Raw genomic sequence first — 17,836 nt, forward strand, 5'->3', positions numbered from 1 at the left:
GAAACAACGGGACATGCACTCCCCGTTTCCAGGTGCGCATGAATGCGCACCCTACGGAAATAACGGGACATGCACTGTAGGGTCGCCGTTCACGGCGACCGGCTCCACTGTTAACCCGCCAGCCTCTGCCGCTACCCGCCGCTAAAATTTCATTAACTAAAAACCACAATCTGCCGATGTTCTTTAATCTGCCCTTGTACCCGCCGCGTCATGCGCCGGGACGCGTTTAGATTAAGGATAATAAGATGAACATCTCCCAACGATTGCTACTGACCTTTTCCATGCTGTTTGGCGCCATTATCCTGCAGGCGGTGCTCGCCATCTCACTGCTGTCCGGCTTTCAGGAGCGCTTTGAGTACGTGCAGACCAACGCCATTCCGTCGATTAAAGACCTCAATACGCTGATTGATCGCAGCAATCAGCTGGCGCTGACGCTCTACAAACATCAGACTCAGCTGCAGGACAGCAACATGCCTGCGGTTGAAGCGGACATTGATAAACAGATCGGCGGCCTGAAATCGCTCACCGATTACTACCTGACTCACAACATTTCCAGCGAGGAAGATAAACGCCTGACCGAGCTGGCTTTTGCCAATATACAGCGCGTTAGCGAGCGGCTGCCGGCGTTTCTCACTGCCTCGCGCGCGCATCAGAACGCCATCAGCCTTGATCTGATCGAGGGGCAGAACGGCATTGGTGCCGCCATTCGCCAGCTGGTCACCAATTACCAGCAGCAGCTGATGCTGAATATTTCTATCGGCGATGAGTTACGCGCCACCAACCTCAGCACCTTCCATGAAGTGCTGTGGACCACCATTACCGGCGTGATAGCCACAGTGATTATTTTTGGCCTGTTCGCCCTGTTCACCGTGCTGCGCATTCGTCGCAGTCTGTCCGATGTCGGCAAAGTCATGATGCACGCCAGCGAAAATCTCGACCTGACGCTCAGCGCAGACGAAAGCCGTCGCGATGAGGTGGGCAATATGGCGCGCTCCTTTAATCAGCTGATGCGCAGCGTGGCCGGTTCGCTGAGTGCCGTGCGCAGCGCGTCGCATTCGGTGAGCAGCGCATCGGTGCAAATCGCCGCCGGCAATGAAGATCTCTCTGCGCGTACCGAACAGCAGGCCGCCTCGCTGGAGCAGACCGCGGCCAGCATGACTGAACTGAGTGAAACCGTACGTCAGACAGCCGATAACACGCGTCAGGCCAGCCAGCTGGCGGCTAACGCCAGTTCGCTGTCGGAAAAAAGTGGTACCTCGCTCAGCACCATGCTCTCGACCATGGATGACATTCGTGGCAGCTCGCGCAAGGTCACGGACATCGTCTCAATGATCGAAGGCATCGCTTTCCAGACCAATATCCTGGCGCTCAACGCGGCAGTCGAAGCCGCACGCGCCGGTGAGCACGGCAAGGGCTTTGCGGTGGTGGCGGGTGAAGTACGCAGCCTGTCGCAGCGATCAACCTCGGCCGCACGCGAAATCAAAGGACTGATTGAAGAGTCGCATCGACTGACCGAAGCCGGGGCCGCCCAGGCCAGCGACGTCAGCAGCAACATGCAGGTGATGAATGACGCTATCCATCAGGTCAGCGAACTGATGAGCGAAATCGCCGCAGCCGCGGTTGAGCAGAGTCAGGGCATTAGCCAGGTACAGCAGGCGGTGAATCAGATGGATGATGTGACGCAGCAGAACGCCGCGCTGGTGGAGCAGGCCTCAGCCGCGTCGCAATCGCTGCAGGAGCAGGCCCAGACGCTCAACCAGCTGGTGACCCGCTTCGTGCTGGCGGAATCCGGCGCAACGCCGGTCATCAAGCCCACGCCGGCGAGCCATAAAGCGCCACAGCCGGGACGCCTGGCACTGGCCAGCGATGCCGACTGGCAGAGTTTCTAATCCCGTTGCCCTCCGCGTCGTCGCGCGGAGGGGCTTTCTCCCACTGACGAATTCTTCCCGGCGCGCTGGCGCGAGCGACATTGCCTCAACGAGCGCCAGCAAAACTGCTATTCTGTGAACCATACTAACGGTCATCAGCAACGAAAGCGTTTCACCTCCGCATGCCCGCCGCTCCCTAAAGGAACCTTATGCACCCTCAGCAACAGACACGCGGTAAATGGGCCATCTTTGGCCTGATGTTTATTCCTGGCTTTACCTGGGCTTCCTGGGTTAGCCGCACGCCCTTTATGCGCGATGTGCTGCACGCCTCGACGGAAATGATGGGCCTGATTCTGTTTGGCTTCTCCTGTGGCTCCATGCTGGGCGTGCTGCTTGCCGGTAAGCTGGTCGCGCACTTTGGCACCAGCCGGGTGATGCGCACGGGTTACCTGATCCTGCTCGGTGGCCTGGTGCTGATGACCGTTGCGTTAACGCTCGCCAGTAGCGGGCTGGTGTTTACCAGTCTGGTGTTGCTGGGCGGCGGAACCGCGCTGATGGATGTGGTGGTTAATGTCGAAGGGGCAGCGTTTGAGCGGCGCATCGGCAAGTCAATCATGACAATCATTCACGGCTTCTTCAGTTTCGGCACGCTGATCGGCGCACTGGCGGGGCTGGCCATGACCGCAGCCGATATCAGCACCCACTGGCACTTTAGCGTGGTGCTGCTGGTTAACCTGCTGATTGCCGCCCTGGCGCTGCGCCATCTGCCCGCCACCAGCGACAGCGAACGCAGCGAACAGCCGCATCACGGCGGCTTTCTGGCCCAGGTTGGACGTGAACTGCGTGACCGCCAGCTGCTGGTGCTCGGCGTGGTGATTCTGGCGATGGCGCTGGCGGAAGGCTCGGCTAACGACTGGCTGCCGTTACTGATGATCGACGGCCATAACCTCAATCATACCCAAAGCACGCTGGTCTACGCGGGCTTCACCGCTGGCATGACGCTGGGGCGCTTTCTCGGTGGGCTGGTGGTTGATCGTCTGGGCCGTGTCTGGGTACTGCGCGCCAGCGCATTCTCCGCCGCGCTGGGGCTGACGCTGGTGATTTTCTCCGATAACCCATGGCTGGCGGCGGCGGCCGTGCTGTTCTGGGGCGTCGGCGCGTCGCTCGGCTTCCCGCTAACGGTCTCGGCGGCGGGCGATGGCCATAACAGCGCGGTGCGCGTCACGATTGCCGCCACGCTGGGCTATCTGGCGTTTCTGGTCGGCCCGCCCGGACTGGGCTTTATCGGCGAACATGCCGGATTGCGCATGGCGATGCTGCCGGTACTGATCATGGTACTGCTGGCGCTGTTGTGCGCCGGTGCGGCTGGCCGCCCGCGTCAGGCAAAAACACCGGCTGAACAATAAATCTCAGGGCACGCGCCAGCTGCCCTGCCAGCCATCCGCAGTGGCCTCGAATCGCGCGCGCTGATGGGGCTCGCGGCTGACATCCAGCCACTCCACGCTGAGCAAGGTGATCTGCACCAGCGCAAAGTGCTCGTCGGGTCCGGTGCCCGCCTTTTGCGCGCTGGCAGGCAGTGCGTCATCAGGATGGGCAATCACGCTGCCCGGCCTGACCGGTGACTGAAACAACGCGTGCGAATGTGGGCGCAATGCATGCCAGGCTGCGGCACGCTGTTGTGCATCGTCAACGCGCTGAGCCGTGCCTGCCAGCCTGAGCTGAACGCGCCTGGCGGCATCATAAGCCAGTAACGCCACCTGCGGCTGGGCTGCAATATCCTGCATTTTGGCGCTGCGCCGATCGGCGGTAAAACGCAGGGCCGGCAGCGCGGGCAAAAACTGCCGTATCACCACGGTGCGCAGGCTGGGCTGGCCGTCAGCGGTCACCGTTGCCAGCTGCATCAGGGTGAAAGCCGAACGCGATGTGGTGGCTGTGCTAAGCAGCTGCCAGATGGCTTGCAGGCGGTCGTCGAGCGAGATCATGATTCCCTTCCTTAGCGGGCGTGAAGCGGGTTGCTGCCAGCACGTTTCAGCGCCGACAGCGCCAGCGCGCTGAGCAGTAACCCAATGACGATCAGCAGCGCGTAGCTTAGCCACTGCAGCAGCAGAATGCCCAGCACGCCGCCAGCGAGAAATGCCAGCACGGTGTAGCAATGCAGTTTTAGCCGTTCAATGTACAGCGGCGCGTCTTTCGGTGACTCTTTGCGACGCAGCACGTCGAACAGCATCGCCAGCTCAATGCCAATATCGGTTGACGTGCCGGAAACGTGCGTCGTGCGCACGCGGGCATTGGAGATGCGCGTTACCACCGCATTTTGCAGGCCCATCAGAAAGCTCAGGCTGAGAATCAGCAACACGCCGCCCTCGCTGAAATGAAAGCCGCTTTCGACAATCCCCAGCACCAGCAATGCAATGCCCTCCAGCAGAATATTGATGGCGTAGATGCCGCGTATCTGCCGCCTGCGGCCGGAATTGATGATCAGCGTGGAGACCGACGAACCGGCGATGAATAACAGCACAATCAGCAGGAAGAACAGCCCGATATGCAGATTGGCTTTCGCCAGATGATCGGACAGTGACGAGACGTTTCCGGTCATGTTGGCGGAGAAGAAACCAACCGTTTCGAACGCTGCAGTGTTCAGTGCGCCCGCCACGGCGGCCAGCGTCGCCGCCAGGCGGATGTCGGTGTTGAAAGTGCGCGTATCCTCAGTGGAGATCAGCATGAAAAGGTCCCGGCCCGGCAAAAGGTTTATCATCCTCCGGCAGTCAAAAATTCTCAACTATCAGGGCTGAACATTAACGCGGTTCGCTGTCGATCAGCGCACGCCGGGCCAGCCGTTTGGGCAGGATTTGACCCTGTCACCGATAAGCCGGATAATTTGGAAACGATTCATTCTAAATAGCCCGCATTATGTCCAGTAAACCCAATCCGGCGCCGGCTGCCAGAGAGCGCGGCAGACCGCGCAATTTTGATATCGACGAAGCGCTCGACAGCGCCATGATCGTGTTCCGCCAGAAGGGTTTTCATGCGGCCTCGATTGCCGATTTAGGTGAAGCGATGAACCTGACGGCGGGCAGTATTTATAAAGCGTTTCAGGATAAACGTTCCCTGTTTCTGCGGGTGTTTGAGCGCTACATCCTGCTGCGCAATGTGGACCTGCGCACCCGTTTGCAACAGTACCCGACCGGCCGGGCGCGCATTGCTGAGCTGCTGCAGTTTTATCTCGACTCAGCCAGCGAGATCGAGGGCAGACGTGGCTGCCTGGTGGTTGGCAGTACCGTGGAACTGCAAACGCTGGACGAAGAGTTATCCCAGCTGGTGCGTGAAGCGGTATTACGCAACCGCAACTTCCTGACTTCGCTGGTTGAACAGGGACAAGAGGACGGATCGATTTCGCCACGACTGGATGCCGACACCGCCGCTGGACTGCTGCTTTGCGTGGCATTTGGTATGCGCGTGGTAGGCAAAATTCAGGATGTGACTAATGGCAAAGAAACCATTAATATGGTGCTCAGCATTCTGGACTGATTCGTCTGGCCTATTAGGAAATAGGCGTTTCCTAATTAATATTCGCCGCGATAACGTTTTAAACCCTGGAATCGCGCGCTTAATAATATTTATCAGTCAGTAACATATTACTTAGATTTATGTTTATTTGTTCCGGGGGTTGAGTGAAGCACGATGAATTAGAAGATGCCGATGAGATCTATCTTTTATTGGGCAAAGTCGTCACACAGATTGTACAACCGGGTGAAACCTTATCTGTTCAGCAAATAATTGGCGCGCTGTATCGCACGGGCTTGCGCTCGGAGAATCCGGCCATCCAGCAGGCCTGCGATAATGCGATCAGGCTGCTGGCCAAAAAGCTGAATTAACGCACTGCTATCAGGGTAATGATGATGCGATACGATCCTTTTCATAATAATTCTGAAGATGCATTACCATGGACTGGTGGATCGCTGCAGGCAAAGCAGCATGAGTTACTTGGCACGCTGGTGCAGGAAATTTTGTGCAGCGGCAAGTTGCTGAACCGAAAAACCCTGTTTGTCGCGCTAATAGCACGTCTCGACCAGTGCGACGATGTGATATTGAAAACGCATTATGAGGCTATTTTTTCTCTGCTGCTTGGTCGCCTGGCCGCTGAGTAATATCGCAACGCTATCCTGCCTTCCCAATATACGCGGCGAAACACATTAGCCGCGCCTGGTAATTTCCTCCTCATCAATTGCACGCTAAACCGCATTAATTGTGCAAAGAAAGCGAGTCAGGTCAGACCAGAATCCGGATTTTGTTCTACGCTTATAACTGGACTTCAGACCAATCAGGGAAATTACTATGAAGAAACTGACCGTAGCGGCTGTGTTATTGACATCGATTTTTGCCATCGCCGGCTGTTCATCAAATCAGGCGATTAAAACCACCGACGGACGCACTATCGTCACCGATGGTAAGCCACAGGTGGATAGTGATACTGGCCTGGTCTCTTATAAAGATGCGCAAACCGGTAAAACAGAACAGATTAACCGTGACCAGATCACCAATATGAGTGAACTGAACAACTGATCTACTCGATAGGGAGAGCGACATGAAAAAAGTGATTTTGTTACCACTGGCAGCCATTGTGGCACTGAGCGCCCTGACCGGCTGTACCCGTACCAGCTACGCCATTCATACCAATGATGGCCGTACCATTGTCAGCGATGGTAAACCGCAGGAAGCGGAAAGCGGACTGCTGGGCTACGTTGATGCCAATGGTGTCAAACAGCAGATCAACAAAGCGGATGTCAAAGAGGTCTCTGAGATTCCGCATTAATCGGTTCTTATCAAGCCCGCGCAGCGGGCTTTTTTGTGCCAGAATTTTGTGATTGAACCCATACGCAGGGCCATCGTAAGAGAGCAATCCGGTCCATCGCGGCGCCTTTGGTCAGGGACGCACGACGGTGAGTTTAAACGGCCCGCTGTTTTTCGCAGCATGCGCGACTGAATCATTCACTCTCTCAAGCGGAAACTCGGTTACGTCATAGTGGCTGAGATCAAGCAGTCCCGCGCGTATAAGTCCGCAGAGCGTAGGGACTGCCGAAGGTTCATACATCCACTGCCCTTTTAAGGTAATGAGGTTACGCATTATCCAGGGATAAGGTAGTGAAAGATCGTCCCCACCCAGCATGCCAACACCGCCCATAAGGACTGCACGACCATAAGGTCTGACTGACATAATCGCATTCCGGGCGACAGAGGCCTGCGCAGACGGCGGAAGGAAATCAAGGACCGCATCAATGGATCCCCCGGCCATGTGCTTCATGGCAGCAATATCGATCTCTGCTGTACCTGTGAGCTTTACTGTTTCCACACGCGATCCAAAACGTTTTTTCAAATCGTTCAGCACCCGTTCACTACGGCCCGGTGCGATGACTTTATGGGCTCCCATGGCCAGGGCAGCAAGCACAGCGGAGCTGCCGAAATTACCGGTTGCGCCACTGACCAGCAGGCGCTCTCCCGCTTTCAAATCCATAGATAACAATCCGCCATAGGCTATAAGCAGCGTATTGATGGCACACCATCGCCCCGCATCTGCAGGCGATATGTCGCCAATGGGCACTGCGTTTTCAGTCGGAATGCGTATTTGTTCAGCAAGACTGCCATTCAGATGATATTGCTGGATTTTTTGTCCTCCTTCACCACGGGCACTCCATCCCTGAAGGACAATTTCTGGCGACAGCGCGTTGTCACGGGAACGCACCGTCGGATCGCAGAATACCCAGTCTCCTGGTTTCAGCCAGGCTGAGTCAGGGCCGGTCTGGCGAACCTTTCCGATGGCACCACAGCCCGGGATGACCGGCACAGGTAAAAGATATTTTCTTTCCCCACTCAGTACTTCATTCGTGTAGGAAAGAACGGGCGCCGCAACCACATCGACAATGACTTCCCCGGTTCCCATCACCGGTGCAGGCACATTCTTAACGTCTAGCGGGTGGCCAAAGGCAGTAAGCACAGCAGCTTTCATGGTCATATTCTCCTGAGGGCATAGAACAATATGAAACCATCATAGGGCGACCCAAAACGGCGTAAAATACACTAGTTTTATACAGGTATAATTTACTACCAGGTTCAAAAAATGGTTAAGAATACTGAGCTCAGCCAGTTTTTACGTTCACGACGTGCAAGGGTGAAGCCTGAGCGTCCCCCCTCTGCCGGGCCTGAAAGACGGCGAACGCCCGGACTAAGGCGCGAGGAAGTTGCAGCGATGCTGGGAATAAGTACGGAATGGTATACCAAAATCGAACAGGGACGGGTCAGCACGCTTTCCGAACGGATAGTTAACGCCCTGGGTAAAGCTCTGCAGCTGAACGAGGCAGAATTTCTGCACCTGAAAACACTGACAGGCCGGAAAAAAAGTGCAGATATCGAACAGGAAGTCCCGGCTAGCTTATCGCATCTGGTCAGGGCGCTGAATGAGCCTGCCTACGTCACCAATGACAGATGGGATGTATTGGTGTGGAATTCTGCAGCAGAACAGGTCATCACGGATTTCAGCCTGTTGGCTGCAGATGAGCGAAATATCATGGTTTTCATGTTCACTACAGAGCAGGCCAGATACCTTTTTGGCGACACCTGGCCTGCAGAGGCACAGAGAATGCTCGGCCTGTTTCATTCCAGTTATTCACGAAATGCAGACGATGAGACCTTCACTGCGCTGGTAGAACGCTTAAGCCGTGAATGCCCGGAGTTTGATACATGGTGGAGCGAGCATGTGATAACGGCGCCGGTGTCCGGAGAGAAAAAACTCACTGGGAAAGACGGGATAACGCGGACATTCAGCTATTCAACGTTTACGTCAAATGACTCCCCTGCACTCAAGCTGGCAATTTATGTCCCCGCCGCTATCTGCTGACGTCCGCATGTCAGCAGAGCAATCGATATAATCTCAGGCCGCTCTGCGCTGTGAGTTCAACGGGTCGATGCAACGCTATCTTCATCAGGGGGCGTTGCCATGAAACGAAAAACACGCATTAACTTTACGCCAGGCGTTCACGGAAGTAATTATGCATTTCTTCAGGCTGCTGCCGCTCCATTTCACCTGGAATCTGGTGTTAGATCCGGTCTATTGGGGGCTAAGGTCCGGAGTGATGAGATAAGGCGCCATTCATTAACGCCCGCGGTGAAACCGCTGCGTCAGGGCGCATTTTAAGCCGCTGTGGGACCACGAAAGCGCCCTGACGGGAAGTTTTCCTGCGATATGTGCGGGCTTGAATGGAAGCCTGAGCAGGATAAACGTGACAGAGATAAACAATGAAACCCCGTTTTTGCGGGGTTTTTTAATGGACCGAAATCTGGAAGTTAATCATGGCTAAGCTGCTCACCCTGACCGAGTGGGCGAGCGAAACCTATTCTCAGCCGCCTTCCCTGTCCGCTATGCGCCGCTGGGCACGCGAAGGGCGAATCTACCCATGCCCGGAGCTACACGGCAAAGAGTGCCGGCTTCATCCGGAAGCGATTTATCTCAATTCCCATAAACACGCCAGGAATCCAAACGTTCATTCGCATAGTGTTGTCGGGGGTAATTTGCTGATGGAAAAAGTAAAATATGATCAAAAGGCCTGAAACTTATGATGCTAACCTCCACCGTAACCAGACCTGCCGCCGCGCCCGGAAAATCTGACGCAGGCATTGACGCAGGCGCGAACCCGCTGCGGTCTGGATGAGGCGGACAACCCGCCAGCTTTCCATGAGATCAGCAGTTTATCGGTAAGGTTATATGAAGCGCATAATGGTGAGGAATTTGCACAGTGGTTACTGGGTCATAAGAACCTCTCAATGTGACAGAAGTATCCCGACCCCCGTGGCGATGAGTACGTACTGGTATGAGGCATAGGCAATTACGGACAAATTCCGCAAATTTACGCACAGCTGAAAATCTGACCTTGCAAATCATGCCGTTGTGGATATGCTATATACATATCATATTTGTTAAAAAACGCACATTTAATCTAGTAAATTCAAAGAGATATGCGCTAACCACCAGCTTATGAATGGTAGCAATACTAATCAAAGCATCTCTTTATAATCAGACAGTTAGAATTTTTTCGGCCTCTATTCGGACAGATTTCGGCCAGCCTATACCAGCCAGAATAAAGTTTACCTGGACTGAGAAGAAAAAAGTATGGCGCGACTGGCAGTGGTCAATGTCAGGTTGTGATGAAGCGTTCTGGATACCATGCAAACGTATCTCAGTGTCCGACAGATTGCCGATTGTGTAATGCAGCGATAGCGTTTATTCAGGGTAAAATCTTAAGAAAAATGTCTGAGTGAGGTAACTGTCAGGCATCAGTTTCATGTGAAAGGCGCTTAAGATAGGGGCTCTCACTAACATATTCGCCGATAATGCTTTTGCGACCGTCTCATCCCCCAGCCGTAAAAACCGTGTCCCTTCCTTCGGCACGTTAAGCATCACTGCACTGCACTATCACTTAACGCCAACTCCTCCCCATGCGCTGCGACTCGATCAGCCCGGTAATAGCGCACCACATCGCCCACAATCAGTAACGACGGCGACACCGGTTTTTGCTGTTCAACAGTTTCAGGCAACCCGGCCAGCGTGGTGATCAGCACCCGCTGGTTCTGACGCGTACCGTTTTCAATGATCGCCACCGGCGTCGCCTCGCTGCGGCCATATTCCCGTAACCGGGCGCTAATCACGCTGCTCCAGCTTAATCCCATGTAAAACACCAGCGTCTGATTGGTCGCGGTCAGCGCCGCCGCATCCAGCTGCGGTTCGCCGCTGCGCCCGTGTCCGGTGATAAAGCGCAATGACTGGGCACAGTCACGGTGCGTCAGCGGAATGCCGCTGGCAGCCGCACAGCCCACTGCGGCGGTAATACCGGGCACCACTTCGCAGACAATATTCGCCTGCTGCAGGCTGACCATCTCTTCACCGCCACGGCCAAAGATAAAGGGATCGCCGCCTTTTAAACGCACGACATTGCGCCCGCTGGCAGCCAGGTCCACCAGCAGTTGATTAATCTGAGTCTGCTTCAGGCCGTGATGACCCGGCTGTTTACCCACGTCGATACAGAGTGCACTGCTGGCGACTTCCGCCATCACCGCTTCGCTGACCAGGCGATCATAGACCACGACATCCGCACGTTGCAGCAGGCGCAGCGCCTTGACTGTCAGTAGATCCACATCCCCCGGTCCGGCCCCTACCAGCCAGACTTTGCCAGGGCTGGACGCGTTGTCCGGCGCCAGCAGTTTATCTAAAGGGTTGATCGCAATCATCATTCTTCCTCCGGTACAGCAACGGAAAGCAAAAGGTGTTTTAGCTCCGGCAGGCAGGAGCCGCAGTTGGTACCACAGTTGAGTGCGTTACCCAGTGCCTGAGTGCTGTGACAGCCCTGTTTAATCGCCTGTAAGATGGTGTTTTCCCCAACGCCAAAGCAGCTACAGATCGTCCGGCCAGCCACGGCACGTTGTGCCGATTGTCCCGCCAGCAGAGCATGCCGGTCCGCCGCATTCACAGGTGCCTGGCGAAAAGCCTGCGCAACCCAGTCATGATTGATCTCGGGTAAAGACGCGCCTGCATAAAAGACCAGGTGCAGCTCACCGTTACGCCAGGCCAGCAGGCGGTAATGCGGTTCCGCCGCATGAGCGGTTTGCAGTTGCAGCCCGGCCAGCGGGATCGTTGCCATGAGCCACTGTTCTGGTGAACCGTCTCCAGCCACGCTAAAGCGTTGCACGCCCTCATAGGGTGTTCGCGCCCAGTAGCGCAGCGCATCAGGCGGGCTTGCGTCGCGCTGCCAGAGCCAGCCCTGCCAGCTGGCGTTGAGCGGGTGGATACGCACAGCGGTTTGTTTAAATGCAGGCTGTGCCGAGACTGGACAGCGGGTTGAAGCCACCAGTCCGCCAACCGTGCCCTGCAGGCTGAACTGTCGGTTCCAGTGCATAGGGACAAAGATCTCACCGCGCCGCAGACCGCTGTCCAGCGTCACACGCACCGTCACCCAGCCCGCGTCGGACTGCACCCGTGCCAGTGCGCCCGCGCACAGGCCATAGCGTTGTGCGTCCTGCGGATGCAGGGCTGCAAATGGCTCATCACAATGCTGCATGAGCCGGGGAACCAGGCCGGTACGCGTCATGGTGTGCCACTGATCGCGGATCCGTCCGCTGTTCATTAATAACGGGTAAGCCGTTTCGCACACCACTGGCTGCGGCGTGGCCGGTGGCAACAGGCGGGCTTTACCATCAGGATGGTAAAAGTGCCGGTCGCTAAACAGCCGGGCGCAGCCCTCGGGATAACGAGCGTTGATTGGCCACTGTACCGGCTTCATCGCATCCCACTGTGCGTCGCTCATACCGGCCAGACCGCTGATATCAAAGGCGCGCTGGCCGTTGTTCTCAAACCCCGACAACGCCGCATGCTCGCGGAAGATGGCTGCCGGATGCGTCCAGGTAAAGCCTTCATGAAAGCCCAGACGCTGGGCGACCTGCGCGAGTAACCACCAGTCCGGTTTAGCTTCTCCGGCCGGAGGCATAAACGCGCGCTGACGGGAAATCCGGCGTTCAGAATTGGTCACGGTGCCGTTCTTTTCCCCCCAGCCCTGCGCGGGTAGCAAAATATGCGCAAAGGCGGTGGTATCCGTTTGCGCCAGCACGTCTGACACAATTACCAGCGGACAGGCAGCCAGCGCCCGGGCAATGCGATTGCCTTCTGGCATCGAAACCGCCGGATTGGTGCCCATAATCCACACAGCTTTGATTGCTCCACGGTCAATGGCGTCAAACAGATCAACCGCCGTCAGGCCGGGCTCACGCGCCATACGCGGACTGCGCCAGAAACGCTGTAAACGGTCGCAATCTTCTGCGGTGAAACTCATATGCGCCGCCAGTTGGTTGGCCAGCCCCCCTACTTCCCGCCCGCCCATCGCATTCGGCTGTCCGGTCAGCGAAAACGGGCCGCAGCCGGGTCGGCCAATCTTGCCGCTCAGCAGGTGCGCATTGAGAATAGCATTGTTGTTGTCACTGCCGCTTTGTGACTGGTTAATGCCCATGCACCATAAGGTCAGTACGCGCTCATGCCGGGTAAACAACCCGTAGAACGCGGCGATCACTTCATGGCTGATATCACAATGGGCTGCCACCGCCGCACCATCCCACTGCCGCGCGGCCCGTAAGGTTGTGTCTACACCGTCCAGATGCGGCAGCATCGTGACGTCAATGCCGTCATGCTGTTCCAGCCAGTGCAGCAGGCCCGAGAACAGGGCCGGATCGCTGCCCGGCCGGAGCGGTAAATGCAGATCGGCGAATTCACAACTGGCCGTGCGGCGCGGATCGATAACCACAACCTGCATCTCAGGGCGCTGCACTTTTGCCTGTTTCAGGCGCTGAAACAGCACCGGATGGGCCCAGGCGGCGTTCGAGCCGACAAGAATGACTACCTCGGCCTCATCCAGATCCTCGTAACAGCACGGTACGGCATCCGCCCCAAATGCCCGTTTATAGCCTGTCACCGCGGAGGCCATACACAGGCGCGAATTGGTATCGATGTTGGCGACGCCGAGAAAGCCTTTCATCAGCTTGTTCGCCACATAGTAATCTTCCGTGAGCAACTGGCCGGAACCGTAGAAAGCCACCGCCTCCGGGCCATGCGCATCGATAATCCTGCGCAAACCATCAGCCGCGGCATCCAGTGCCGTCTCCATGCTGACCCGCTGGTGATGAAGCTGAGGATGCAGCAACCGTCCGGCCTGTGTCAGGGTTTCGCCCAGTGCCGCGCCCTTTACGCATAGCCGCCCGGCATTCGCCGGATGACGGGTATCGCCACTGACCTGAGGCGACGCGCTCTGCGGCTGCGTGACCTCGACGCCGCAGCCCACCCCGCAATAAGCGCAGGTAGTTTTCATGATGCCTGCGCCATCAGGTTAAGCGGACGGTTTGCGACCCAGACCTGGCCGTCCTCCAGTTTAACCGGCCAGCAACGCAGCTGATGCTGGGGATTATCAAGGCTCTGTCCGTCACGCAGGCGTACACGCTGTTTGTAAAGCGGCGAGATCACCACCGGCTCCCCCGCAACATCACCAAGGATACCGCGTGACAGTACGCTGGCTTCGCTGCCCGGCTCACGATCCTCCAGCGCATAACAGTCATCACCCATGCGGAATAAGGCAATACGGACGCTGCCAAGACGGGCTCCGATGCCGGCCTCTGGCGGAATGGCCTCCAGTGGGCAGATTTCGCTCCAGGGTTCGGCGGGCAGATGCATCAGGGGAATACCACTAGCCTTGTGTGGCTGGCGCTGTCCGCGCACGCGTGCATAGTGCAGCGTTTCATCCGGCTGATCGCTGTTCACTGTGGCGGTAAACAGCGCACGTCGCGAGGGATCGGCCAGCGTGGTCTGCCATTCGCATTGCCAGGTGTCCACCACCTGTTGCATTTCCTGTTCCAGCGTGGCGGCGATCCCCAGGCTGTCATGAATCACCACCTCACGCAGGTAGTCCAGCCCGCCCTCCATGTTATCCATCCAGACGCTGGTACGCTGCAGGCGATCCGCCGTGCGCACGTAGAACATCAGAATCCGGTCGACGTACTGGATTAGCGTGTCATCGTCCAGATCGCTGGCAAACAGTTCCGCATGGCGCGGCTTCATGCCGCCATTGCCGCAGACGTACAGGTTCCAGCCGTTTTCCGTGGCGATGACCCCGATATCTTTACTTTGTGCTTCCGCACATTCGCGGGTGCAGCCGGACACCGCCATCTTGATCTTATGCGGTGCGCGCAGACCCTTATACCGGTTCTCCAGCGCGATGGCGAAGGCGGTAGAATCCTGCACGCCATAACGGCACCAGGTCGAGCCGACGCAGGATTTCACCGTACGCAGGGATTTTCCGTAGGCATGACCGGTTTCAAAACCGGCTTCCAGCAGGGTTTCCCAGATAGCAGGCAGCTGGTCCAGCCGCGCACCAAACAGATCGATACGCTGGCCGCCGGTAATTTTGGTATAGAGATCGTAACGCACGGCCACTTCGCCGATGGCAATCAGGCCCTGTGGCGTGATCTCGCCCCCCGGCACGCGCGGTACGACCGAATAGGTGCCATCTTTCTGGATATTGGCAAAGTAACGGTCATTCGTGTCCTGTAACGGTAAATGTGCCGGTTTCAGCAGGTAATCGTTCCAGCACGAGGCCAGTAGCGACCCCACCAGCGGTTTGCATACCTCGCAACCACAACCCCGTCCGTGGCTGGCCAGCAGATCGTCAAAGGTTTTGATGCCATTAATACGGATCAGGTGATACAGCTCCTGACGGGAATAGGCGAAGTGCTCACAGATGTCTTTTTTAACAGCGACGCCCAGGTTTTCCAGCTGAAGCTCCATCACCTGTTTTACCAGCGCGGCGCAGCCGCCACAGCCTGTTGCGGCTTTAGTGCAGCTTTTTATACTGGCCATATCGCCACAGCCACTCTGCACCGCATGGCAGATATCGCCTTTACTGACGTTATGGCAGGAACACACCTGGGCACTGTCCGGCAGCGCAGCGACGCCCAACCCTTTGGCCGGCGCGCCATTCAACGCAGGCAAAATCAGCGCTTCCGCTGCCGTCGGCAGCGGCATGGCGTTTAACATCATTTGCAGGAGCGTGGCATAGTCGCTGCTGTCTCCCACCAGCACGCCGCCCAGCAGTCGTGCATTGTCGGCGCTAACCACGATCTTCTTGTAAATGCCTTTTGGCCCGTTGGCCCAGTGGTAGCTCAGGCTGCCCGGCGTTTTGCCGTGCGCATCGCCAAAGGAGGCGACTTCTACGCCCAGCAGCTTCAGTTTAGTGCTCATGTCGGCACCGGTGAATTGCGCCGGTTCGGCCGCCAGATGCCCGGCCAGCACACGCGCCATCTGGTAGCCAGGCGCTACCAGGCCAAAAATCTGCCCGTTCCACAACGCGCATTCGCCGATAGCATAAATGTCGCTGTCACTCGTCTGGCATTGATCATTGATGGTAATGCCGCCGCGCGGCCCCACGCTGATGTCGGCGCTCCGGGCCAGCTCATCACGCGGGCGGATACCGGCAGAGAACAGCACCAGATCGGTGGCCAGCTCGCCGCCATCGGCAAAGTGCAGCACCAGACTGCCGTCAGGCTGGGTGGCAATCTGTTCGGTCTGCTTCGAGGTATGCACCGTCACGCCCAGCGAGTCGATCTTTTGCCGCAGCATCAGCGCCCCGCCGTCATCCAGTTGCACGGCCATCAGGCGCGGCGCAAACTCAACCACGTGCGTCTCCAGCCCCAGCTGCTTCAGCGCATTGGCGGCTTCCAGCCCCAGCAGCCCGCCGCCGATCACCACGCCGCGCTGACTCTGGCGGGCACAGGCTGCGATGGCATCCAGATCGTCCAGCGTGCGGTAGACAAAGCAGCGCACGGCGTCATGGCCGGGTACCGGTGGTACAAAGGCGCGGGAGCCGGTGGCCAACACCAGCTTATCCCAGGCCAGCTCACGTCCCGCGCTGTCACGCAGGCTGCGCTGCTGGCGATCGATCGCCTCTACCCGGCAACCGCTGCGCAGTTCAATTGCGTTCCGGGCAAAAAAATCCTCGCTCACCAGCGACAACTCTGTTGCCGTTTTACCGATGAAATACTCAGAAAGGTGAACCCGATCGTAAGCCTGATAGCGCTCTTCGCCGTAGACCACAATGTGATAATGCTGATGCAGGTTACGGGCGACCAGCTGCTCCAGAAAATGGTGGCTGACCATGCCGTGACCCACCACGGCTAATACAGGTTTCGTTTGGCTCATCACAGGGTTTCCTGCAGCCAGCGGCTGCGTTTCAGGTTCATCAAGGCCGAACAGCGTATTCACAGAAACCGGTCCGGCATTATGGAGTTGGTTCAGCAGCGCGCCACTTTGCTGGCAGTCGCCATACAGCAGCACGCCGTTCAGTCGGCCGTCTTTGAGGAACAGGCGGCGATAGTGCCCGGCGATCGGGTCAAAACTGGTGACAGACGGGGCTTCGCGAACGTCACCAGCGCTAAACAGGGAAATGCCGCTGACTTTGAGACGGGTGCCCGTGGCCGCACTGTAGAAATCTCCCTGAGGCCGATCGGCCAGTTGCGCCGCCAGAATCTTTGCCTGGGCCAGACAGGGCGCGACCAGACCGAAGGTCTCGCCGCTGATTTCACAACATTCGCCTACGGCATAAATTCCGGCGTGCGCAGTGCGCAACTGGCGATCCACCAGAATGCCGCGCTGACAGGGAATACCGGCGGCCTGCGCCAGGGCGATCGCCGGCTGGACACCAATGGCCATCACCACCTGCTGCGCCGCCAGCACACGGCCATCGTGGAGGATCACGCTATCCGTGCGGATCGCCGCAAGGCTGGCATTCAGTTCACAGCGAATGCCGCGCGCCCGGAGCTGAGCCAGCAGTAATTCCCCTGCCCTGATATCCAGCTGTCTGTCCAGCAAACGTGACTGACGATGAATCAGCGTGACCTGACGTCCCTGCGCCTGAAGTCCGGCGGCGGCTTCAATACCCAGATAGCCCCCACCGACCACCACTACCGGACCGTGCCCGGCCAGCAAAGTGTTCACATCCTGCAGCGTGCGAAACGTGCTGACATGCGGCAGGTCGCTGCCTGGAACAGACGGCCTGCAGGGCTGCGATCCGGTCGCCAGTACCAGGCGGTCCCAGTGCAGCAGGCGCTGGTCGGTGCGTAAGGTCCGCTCAGCAATATTCACCTGTTCCACCGTCTCTCCCACCCGCAATGTTATGCCGTGACGGTGATACCAGTCAGGGTCGTGGATCAGCGTTTGCTCAACGGTGGTTTCTCCGGCCAGCAGCGGCGACAACAGCACACGGTTATAGTTGCCGTGCGGCTCACGGCCAATCACAGTGATGTCGTAACGCATCGGCGCCAGCTGCAACAGAGTTTCTACCATGTGCATACCCGCCATCCCGTTACCCGCAACCAGCAGCCGTTGTCTCATG

Annotated in this window: 15 protein-coding genes; 9 read left to right on the forward strand and 6 right to left on the reverse strand. The window is 57.4% G+C overall.

The window, feature by feature from the left end:
- Window positions 1–245 precede the first annotated feature (245 nt).
- Both OXR61_RS08780 and OXR61_RS08785 read left to right on the forward strand, forming a co-directional pair.
- The gene (locus OXR61_RS08780) at window positions 246–1,889 is read left to right on the forward strand and encodes a methyl-accepting chemotaxis protein (protein WP_021508697.1); all 1,644 of its coding nucleotides are present in this window, start codon (window positions 246–248) and stop codon (window positions 1,887–1,889) included.
- A gap of 188 nt (window positions 1,890–2,077) precedes the next feature.
- Window positions 2,078–3,274 carry an MFS transporter gene (locus OXR61_RS08785; RefSeq protein WP_021508698.1) on the forward strand — a complete coding sequence of 399 codons (1,197 nt, stop codon included), beginning with the start codon at window positions 2,078–2,080 and terminating at the stop codon, window positions 3,272–3,274.
- A gap of 3 nt (window positions 3,275–3,277) precedes the next feature.
- Here the strand turns inward: OXR61_RS08785 and OXR61_RS08790 are convergent, their stop codons facing one another.
- Both OXR61_RS08790 and OXR61_RS08795 read right to left on the reverse strand, forming a co-directional pair.
- Window positions 3,278–3,850, reverse strand: a complete 573-nt coding sequence (locus OXR61_RS08790; protein WP_021508699.1) for a pyridoxamine 5'-phosphate oxidase family protein — start codon at window positions 3,848–3,850, stop codon at window positions 3,278–3,280.
- A gap of 11 nt (window positions 3,851–3,861) precedes the next feature.
- The gene (locus tag OXR61_RS08795) at window positions 3,862–4,590 is read right to left on the reverse strand and encodes a YoaK family protein (RefSeq protein ID WP_010615793.1); all 729 of its coding nucleotides are present in this window, start codon (window positions 4,588–4,590) and stop codon (window positions 3,862–3,864) included.
- 188 nt (window positions 4,591–4,778) lie between these two features.
- On the opposite strand from OXR61_RS08795, the gene OXR61_RS08800 reads away from it, so the two are divergent.
- The 5 genes from OXR61_RS08800 (at window position 4,779) to OXR61_RS08820 (ending at window position 6,681) form a co-directional block, all read left to right on the forward strand.
- Window positions 4,779–5,396 carry a TetR/AcrR family transcriptional regulator gene (locus OXR61_RS08800; protein ID WP_021508700.1) on the forward strand — a complete coding sequence of 206 codons (618 nt, stop codon included), beginning with the start codon at window positions 4,779–4,781 and terminating at the stop codon, window positions 5,394–5,396.
- Between the two features lie 143 nt (window positions 5,397–5,539).
- The gene (locus tag OXR61_RS08805) at window positions 5,540–5,743 is read left to right on the forward strand and encodes a hypothetical protein (RefSeq protein WP_021508701.1); all 204 of its coding nucleotides are present in this window, start codon (window positions 5,540–5,542) and stop codon (window positions 5,741–5,743) included.
- Between the two features lie 18 nt (window positions 5,744–5,761).
- A complete protein-coding gene (locus OXR61_RS08810) occupies window positions 5,762–6,016 on the forward strand; it encodes a biofilm development regulator YmgB/AriR family protein (RefSeq protein ID WP_125310694.1) in 255 nt (84 codons plus the stop codon).
- Window positions 6,017–6,203: 187 nt separating this feature from the next.
- Window positions 6,204–6,431 (forward strand): YgdI/YgdR family lipoprotein, encoded by a 228-nt coding sequence (locus OXR61_RS08815; RefSeq protein ID WP_021508703.1) that lies wholly within the window; start codon window positions 6,204–6,206, stop codon window positions 6,429–6,431.
- A 22-nt stretch (window positions 6,432–6,453) separates the two neighbouring features.
- A complete protein-coding gene (locus OXR61_RS08820; protein WP_021508704.1) occupies window positions 6,454–6,681 on the forward strand; it encodes a YgdI/YgdR family lipoprotein in 228 nt (75 codons plus the stop codon).
- Window positions 6,682–6,792: 111 nt separating this feature from the next.
- Here OXR61_RS08820 and OXR61_RS08825 read toward each other — a convergent pair whose 3' ends face one another.
- Window positions 6,793–7,872 carry a zinc-binding dehydrogenase gene (locus tag OXR61_RS08825; RefSeq protein WP_031279928.1) on the reverse strand — a complete coding sequence of 360 codons (1,080 nt, stop codon included), beginning with the start codon at window positions 7,870–7,872 and terminating at the stop codon, window positions 6,793–6,795.
- A 111-nt stretch (window positions 7,873–7,983) separates the two neighbouring features.
- Between OXR61_RS08825 and OXR61_RS08830 the strand changes: the two genes are divergently transcribed.
- Window positions 7,984–8,760, forward strand: coding sequence for a helix-turn-helix transcriptional regulator (locus OXR61_RS08830; RefSeq protein WP_031279929.1), 777 nt, complete (start codon window positions 7,984–7,986; stop codon window positions 8,758–8,760).
- Window positions 8,761–9,212: 452 nt separating this feature from the next.
- The gene (locus OXR61_RS08835) at window positions 9,213–9,470 is read left to right on the forward strand and encodes an excisionase (protein ID WP_058785627.1); all 258 of its coding nucleotides are present in this window, start codon (window positions 9,213–9,215) and stop codon (window positions 9,468–9,470) included.
- Between the two features lie 846 nt (window positions 9,471–10,316).
- Here OXR61_RS08835 and cobA read toward each other — a convergent pair.
- From cobA to nirB, 3 genes are read right to left on the reverse strand one after another with little or no spacing between them, the layout of a single operon-like run.
- Window positions 10,317–11,147 (reverse strand): uroporphyrinogen-III C-methyltransferase, encoded by an 831-nt coding sequence (gene cobA / locus OXR61_RS08840; RefSeq protein ID WP_021508708.1) that lies wholly within the window; start codon window positions 11,145–11,147, stop codon window positions 10,317–10,319.
- Window positions 11,144–13,765 carry a nitrate reductase gene (locus tag OXR61_RS08845; RefSeq protein ID WP_021508709.1) on the reverse strand — a complete coding sequence of 874 codons (2,622 nt, stop codon included), beginning with the start codon at window positions 13,763–13,765 and terminating at the stop codon, window positions 11,144–11,146. Before OXR61_RS08845 ends, cobA begins: the two co-directional genes overlap by 4 nt.
- Window positions 13,762–17,835 (reverse strand): nitrite reductase large subunit NirB, encoded by a 4,074-nt coding sequence (gene nirB / locus OXR61_RS08850; RefSeq protein ID WP_021508710.1) that lies wholly within the window; start codon window positions 17,833–17,835, stop codon window positions 13,762–13,764. The genes OXR61_RS08845 and nirB overlap by 4 nt, the downstream gene beginning before the upstream one ends.
- Between the last annotated feature and the right edge of the window lies 1 nt (window position 17,836).

Source organism: Pantoea sp. GM_Pan_4 (assembly GCF_026541005.1).
In the GTDB taxonomy this organism is placed as follows: Bacteria; Pseudomonadota; Gammaproteobacteria; order Enterobacterales; family Enterobacteriaceae; genus Pantoea; species Pantoea dispersa.

Coding starts and splice junctions, on each gene's coding strand:
- cobA (WP_021508708.1), bottom strand. CDS start 11,147: ATGATGATTGCGATCAACCCTTTAGATAAACTGCTGGCGCCGGACAAC.
- OXR61_RS08810 (WP_125310694.1), top strand. CDS start 5,762: ATGATGATGCGATACGATCCTTTTCATAATAATTCTGAAGATGCATTA.
- OXR61_RS08800 (WP_021508700.1), top strand. CDS start 4,779: ATGTCCAGTAAACCCAATCCGGCGCCGGCTGCCAGAGAGCGCGGCAGA.
- OXR61_RS08785 (WP_021508698.1), top strand. CDS start 2,078: ATGCACCCTCAGCAACAGACACGCGGTAAATGGGCCATCTTTGGCCTG.
- nirB (WP_021508710.1), bottom strand. CDS start 17,835: ATGAGACAACGGCTGCTGGTTGCGGGTAACGGGATGGCGGGTATGCAC.
- OXR61_RS08815 (WP_021508703.1), top strand. CDS start 6,204: ATGAAGAAACTGACCGTAGCGGCTGTGTTATTGACATCGATTTTTGCC.
- OXR61_RS08820 (WP_021508704.1), top strand. CDS start 6,454: ATGAAAAAAGTGATTTTGTTACCACTGGCAGCCATTGTGGCACTGAGC.
- OXR61_RS08790 (WP_021508699.1), bottom strand. CDS start 3,850: ATGATCTCGCTCGACGACCGCCTGCAAGCCATCTGGCAGCTGCTTAGC.
- OXR61_RS08825 (WP_031279928.1), bottom strand. CDS start 7,872: ATGAAAGCTGCTGTGCTTACTGCCTTTGGCCACCCGCTAGACGTTAAG.
- OXR61_RS08795 (WP_010615793.1), bottom strand. CDS start 4,590: ATGCTGATCTCCACTGAGGATACGCGCACTTTCAACACCGACATCCGC.
- OXR61_RS08830 (WP_031279929.1), top strand. CDS start 7,984: ATGGTTAAGAATACTGAGCTCAGCCAGTTTTTACGTTCACGACGTGCA.
- OXR61_RS08845 (WP_021508709.1), bottom strand. CDS start 13,765: ATGAAAACTACCTGCGCTTATTGCGGGGTGGGCTGCGGCGTCGAGGTC.
- OXR61_RS08835 (WP_058785627.1), top strand. CDS start 9,213: ATGGCTAAGCTGCTCACCCTGACCGAGTGGGCGAGCGAAACCTATTCT.
- OXR61_RS08780 (WP_021508697.1), top strand. CDS start 246: ATGAACATCTCCCAACGATTGCTACTGACCTTTTCCATGCTGTTTGGC.